Here is a 5,523-nt window from a genome sequence, read left to right on the forward strand (position 1 = left end):
TTACTATTGCACCCAGAGCGCTTAAACCGCTTAGAGTGGCAGACAAGAAGCACTAATGACAGACGTAAAAAAGTAGGCGTTTCTATGCTGGTGAAGCAAATACTTAACGTTCACTGGTATAAAAATAAGTCACAAAGCCCACTAGCAAAACGCTTACAGTTAGTGGCGTTAAATGCAGTGATGAAAGCAGTAACTAACGATAAGTTGGCGCCTGAAGTAAGAATGGAAGCCGAACTTGCTCTGCTTGAATTTAGCGAATGGTTAGACGACAAAGCAGACGACAATCAGTATGAAATACTGAAAGAACAGTTCGATACTTATTGGGCTAGTAAGGCATGGCCAAGTACCTTTGAAGTAGAGCCGCTACCGCCAGGTTCGCCGATTTAAAATGCGCTGCTACCAAGGACGCTGCTGATGCAAAACCATAGTAGTAAAAAAACGTCAATGCCGCACAGGGATGCTGCGGTACGGCGTATTCCTGTATTTGTTGGGCTACTGCTAATTTTCATACCTTTAGCTGAAAGCGTTAATGGGAGTGTTTTGTGGGGGATGAACTACCATTCCCCAAAGCTCATGTCACAGGTCGGGGATATGGTAGCCTGGGTGAAATTGATAGCGGTATGTGTAGGTGTTTACCTGATTTTTAAGCAGAAAGGTGCACTTAAGCTTTTGTTCAAAAATAAATGGGTTTCTAACATCCTTAACATTTTTATCGCTGTAGTGGCTTTTATTCAGGTTAACCTAGGTTTTTTTGACGTCGCAATGGATATGGTGTTAACCGATAATACAGACTACTTTCATAAAGAATTTGAAATAGGCAAAAACACTATTTACGTGCATACCCTAGACCAAGGTGCTTTGGGAAAGGCTTATCATAACTTTTACTTAAAATGCCCACTTCCTTTACACCGTTTTGAATTAAAACCAATTGAACAAACAGACTGGGTTTTAGATTTACAGCTTAAAGCAACCGATGTTGGTTTTGGCGTGTTTAACGGACGTGGAGAGTTTAAACATGATATTGGTTTGAATGGGATAAATTGTACTTAAATTGTGAGCGGCTTCCTCGTCACGCTGGACAATATCATCATTGTATTGGACTCTGCCATTATTGATAGATCTTCCAAAAAGCCGTCTAGTGCTTTCATTGAATCTGTCGCTACTTTCATTATGAAGGCGCGTTCACCCGTCACATTGTATCCTTCAACGACCTCTAGCCGTTCTTTCATAAATGCTAGTATTTGCGGCTCCTTACCAATAAATACACGGGCTTGAACCATGGCTGTAATAGGTAATCCCATGTTGTGGCTATCGATTGTTGCAGTATAGCCGGTAATTACGCTTTCCTCTTCTAATCGCTTTACGCGTTCAGCAACCGCGGGGGCGGAAAGGTGGACACGCTTCGCTAATTCCGAGAAGGAAATACGCCCCTCAGACTGCAAAATATGTAGAATATTTCTGTTAATCTTGTCCATCTTATTTTTCCAAAGTAAACGCAGCCTTTTCCTTTGTTTTACAAAGTTAAATGCGCGAAATTCAATTATTGTGTTATTCATCGCTTAGCAGGTCAAGCATACACTGAGCAGTATCAATTGACCTATAGAAGACAAATCATGCAAATCGATGAATTTACACTTGAACGAATCCAATCACTCTATGAAAACTTAGTTGAACTGAACCTATCTGATAGCGGTGTTCACCCATATCGATTAAACGAACTGCTCAATCAGGAGCAGCAACAAGAGCTATTGAGTATTGAACTTGGATACGGTTGGACTAATGGTAGTGTGCAACTTCGAGAGCGCATTGCTGCCCTATACAGCAATCGAACTTCTGACAATGTAATCGTTACAAATGGCTCGGCTGAAGCAAATTTCCTAATGGTAATGAGCTTACTTGAAAAAGGCGATGAGCTAATAGTTATTGTTCCTAACTACATGCAAATAGCTGGGTGGGCTAAGTCGTTAGGGGTGAAGGTCGTCGAAATTCCATTATTGGAACAAGACGGTTGGCTACCAAACTTTGAACTGCTAGAAAAAAGTATATCGGCTAACACCAAGATGCTCACTATTTGTCATCCCAACAACCCAACTGGATCTACGCTACCTCTTGAACAAATACAGGAATTGGTGAACTTTGCAAAACGGCACGACATTTATATCCATGCTGATGAGGTATACAAAGGTGCGGAGTTTGATGGAAATGAACTACCTAGTTTTGCAGATGAATATGAAAAGGCGATTATTACTTGCGGCTTGTCAAAAGCTATGGCGATGCCTGGTTTACGCCTAGGATGGCTAGTTGGGCTACCCGACGACATCTACAAAACGTGGCAGTGTAAGGATTATACCAGCATCACCACTAGTGCTGTAAGCGAATATGTAGCGAATATAGTGCTAGAACCAACCTTTCGGCATCAGGTATTAACCCGCAGTAAAGAATTCTTAATAGATAATCTAAATAGAATTAGTGAGTGGGTCGATGGAAATTCCTGGGCCTCGTTTGTACCGCCCAAGGCAGGAGGTATGGCATTTATTCGTTATGATTTACCAGTTAACTCAACTGAACTTGCCCACGAGTTTAGACAAGAATTGAGCGTGCTTATTTTACCTGGTGACGTGTATGGCTTAGACGGTTACTTCAGAGTAGGAATAGGCGCGCCTAGCGATCATTTAGAAAAAGGGTTGGAGAGAATTAGTCATTATGTGAAGTACAAATATGGGGTGTAAACATGAAGATTGTCACTAAATCTGAAATTCTGACCGTGCTGAGGCAATTCGACCCATTGCTTGATGTTGAAAGTGGATTTGTTGACTATTCCAAAGGCTTAGCGTGCATCCCGCCTGTAAGTGAACTAGTGCTTGAGAAAGGTGAAGTACATATTAAGTGCGGTTACCTCAAGGCTGGAGTTCATTATGTGATTAAGGTTGCATCAGGCTTTTATGGCAATAGTGTATTAGGCTTGCCGTCCAGCAACGGCTTGATGATGCTGTTCTCCACCGAAACAGGTGAAGCCAAATGTTTACTGCAAGATGAAGGTATTTTAACCGACCATCGTACTGCAATTGCAGGCGCCATTGTTGCCAAGTATTTTGCTCCTGCCGTGGTCTCTGCCATTGGGGTAGTAGGCACTGGTATTCAGGCATGTCTTCAGGTGAAGCGAGTGAGTCAAGTGACAGGATGTAAAAAGATAATAGTGTGGGGACGTTCAACGGAAGCTGCTGAACGCTTTAGACGGTCCATGCAAGTCGAAGGTTATAATGTAGAGCTTATCGAGCACTTGGAGTCGTTGGCCGGGAAGTCAAACCTAATCATTACCACAACCCCGTCTTCCCGACCGTTACTAAGCCAGAATAGGATCCAAGCAGGAACATTAATAATTGCAATTGGCTCCGATACACCCGAGAAGCAGGAGCTGGATACAGATATTTTGGTGAATGCCACCAGAATTATTGTGGACAGTAAAAAGCAAAGTTTAACACGTGGTGAGGTATCTAGAGCACTTCGTGCATCCGCTATCGGTGAACATCAAGTGTTCGAGTTGGGAGCAGAAATCGCAAAGGGGAGGCGACCAACGATGGCAACAGAGACAACGGTTGTAGATTTAACGGGTTTGGCAGTTCAGGATTTAAAAATTGCCGAATTTGTACTAAATAGGGTTAACTAAGCTTTATTTTGCTAAATATTCAGTGAATCTAGCAAAACGGACTATTTACCCTTGCGTAGTTCGCCAATTTTTCTCGTGAAAAAGGTGCGCTTCGTAGCTGCTTTATGAATCATCGAATAAGCACTCCCTTAGGGCTGTTGCAACAAACTCTAGTCCAATTTGTTGCAACCAAGTTCGCATCGTATCTATTTGTAGATAAAACCTACAATTCCCGATAATTAGTAAACACCTTGTAAAGCTGCGTCCCACTCAATACCGAAGCCGACGGGAAGTGTAGAATAGGGATCAAATCGCAAGGCGCTTCTAAGGTCCTGCTGCCGTTGTCGGTATCCAGGTCGTCAATATTTAAAATTTGCGCCAGTGGTTCGCCTTTCTTCACCGTTTGGCCTGGTTTCGCCATGTACTCCACCATGCCGCCCCAGTTAGTAAACAGGGTTTTATAGTCTTTTAAATACACGCCTAAACGCTTCATTTCTGTCGGTTTAATATCGCATTCGTGCAATACGCCTTTGGCGTTTAAGTAGCTAAGAATACTGGTGGCGTCTATATTACCTTCGTTAAAGTCGATAACTTCTTGGCTACCCATTTCAAGCGTAAACGCTTCAACGTTAAAGCTTACCTCACGCGCTAAATTAGTTTTTATGCTTTCTTGCAGTGTCCACCATGGGCAGAAAGTCGCTTCGTCCAACGCCCCCGCAAATACGTTTGGAATAAAAATACAGTGAGGAATGTTAAATAGCTTGGCGCTGTCTTTGGCGTATTCGGGAATATAAACGTGGCGGGTAGACACCGGGCCGTTGTGGAGATCTAACACGAAATCGGCGTTGACCGCCATTTGCTGTAGCTTTAGGTTTAACTGCTGTGCCAAGCCTAAACCCCATGGTTCAGCCAATTTGTTGTCTATAGCGTTAGACAAGTGAGCACGAAAACGTTGTTTTATGCCTTCAATTGACTCTTCGCGGGTGACTGTTTTGGCGAAATGTTCAACTGCATCTTTATCGAAGAAGTAGCCGCGGTTCCAGTTTGTACCGTTCACAGGATCGAACCGGCCTAATGTGTACTCACCGGCTTTAATGTTAGTACCAATGGGGTTACAGTTGGGCACTAGGATAATTTCGCCGCAAATATCCATGTCTTTTAAGCGCTGAATGAGATGGTAAATAACCACGTTGCCTTGCACTTCAGCGCCGTGAATAGAACTTTGAATATACACGGTGGGGCCAGGGCGCGCGCCCTTCATTCGATAAATTGGCACGTTCATGTTACGTCCAGACGCGTTTTGCGCCACTACCATGTGTTTTTTCACTACTTGGGTTGTCATTTAAATCAACCTATTTTCTGTCTTGTTCTTTGTTTTAGTCTGTTGCTTTTAACCACGTTTTTAGAATTCATGCCGCAAATGCACCTAAACTTAACAAGCACATAGCTCGCAATCTACGCCTTTAGGTAACTTCCAGTTTCGCCACTCGTGCGACAGAGCATCAAACGTCATTAACGTGTTTTTAGGAATATTATCGAAATCCATCAATACTTGCATAGCTAGCATTGCTTGGTAAGTACCAACAATATTTACTACTGGCGAGAATATACCTGCCTCAACACAGCTTAGGTCAGGCGATTCAAATAGCGTCCGCAAGCATGCATAGCAACGGCTCTCACCGGGTATAGCGACGAATAGCTGGCCTTCAAAGCGAATGGCTGCACCCGATACTAGCGGGGTATTTAGTTTAAAACACAGTAGGTTTATTAAATCTCGCGAGTTTGTATTGTCGGTGCAATCTAGCACAACGTCAGCACGCTCTATGGCTTGTTTTAATACTGGTGAAAGCTGAGTAGAGCTGGGCGCCGAAAACGGT

The 5,523-nt window shown here is 43.2% G+C and carries 6 protein-coding genes and 1 pseudogene; 4 read left to right on the forward strand and 3 right to left on the reverse strand.

Features of this window, described 5'->3' with window-relative positions:
- Both QVA83_RS21545 and QVA83_RS21550 read left to right on the forward strand, forming a co-directional pair.
- Positions 1–387 (forward strand): annotated as a pseudogene (locus QVA83_RS21545) (zinc-dependent metalloprotease); the annotation flags it as partial.
- A 216-nt stretch (positions 388–603) separates the two neighbouring features.
- The gene (locus QVA83_RS21550) at positions 604–1,050 is read left to right on the forward strand and encodes a hypothetical protein (protein WP_231506494.1); all 447 of its coding nucleotides are present in this window, start codon (positions 604–606) and stop codon (positions 1,048–1,050) included.
- Here QVA83_RS21550 and QVA83_RS21555 read toward each other — a convergent pair.
- Positions 1,047–1,475, reverse strand: coding sequence for an Lrp/AsnC family transcriptional regulator (locus QVA83_RS21555; protein WP_014976775.1), 429 nt, complete (start codon positions 1,473–1,475; stop codon positions 1,047–1,049). The two genes, QVA83_RS21550 and QVA83_RS21555, sit on opposite strands and share 4 nt — an antisense overlap.
- A 138-nt stretch (positions 1,476–1,613) precedes the next feature.
- On the opposite strand from QVA83_RS21555, the gene QVA83_RS21560 reads away from it, so the two are divergent.
- Together QVA83_RS21560 and QVA83_RS21565 are read left to right on the forward strand one after the other, a co-directional pair.
- Positions 1,614–2,729 (forward strand): aminotransferase class I/II-fold pyridoxal phosphate-dependent enzyme, encoded by a 1,116-nt coding sequence (locus QVA83_RS21560; protein WP_231513082.1) that lies wholly within the window; start codon positions 1,614–1,616, stop codon positions 2,727–2,729.
- A gap of 35 nt (positions 2,730–2,764) precedes the next feature.
- Positions 2,765–3,667, forward strand: a complete 903-nt coding sequence (locus QVA83_RS21565) for a Rossmann-fold NAD(P)-binding domain-containing protein (RefSeq protein ID WP_283635178.1) — start codon at positions 2,765–2,767, stop codon at positions 3,665–3,667.
- 202 nt (positions 3,668–3,869) lie between these two features.
- Here QVA83_RS21565 and QVA83_RS21570 read toward each other — a convergent pair whose 3' ends face one another.
- Positions 3,870–4,988, reverse strand: a complete 1,119-nt coding sequence (locus tag QVA83_RS21570; protein ID WP_061095258.1) for a M14 family metallopeptidase — start codon at positions 4,986–4,988, stop codon at positions 3,870–3,872.
- A 90-nt stretch (positions 4,989–5,078) separates the two neighbouring features.
- A partial coding sequence (locus QVA83_RS21575; RefSeq protein WP_287498955.1) for a HesA/MoeB/ThiF family protein occupies positions 5,079–5,523 on the reverse strand: 445 nt, incomplete at its 5' end.

The organism is Alteromonas sp. AO-Serp (genome assembly GCF_017849675.1).
GTDB lineage: Bacteria > Pseudomonadota > Gammaproteobacteria > Enterobacterales > Alteromonadaceae > Alteromonas > Alteromonas macleodii.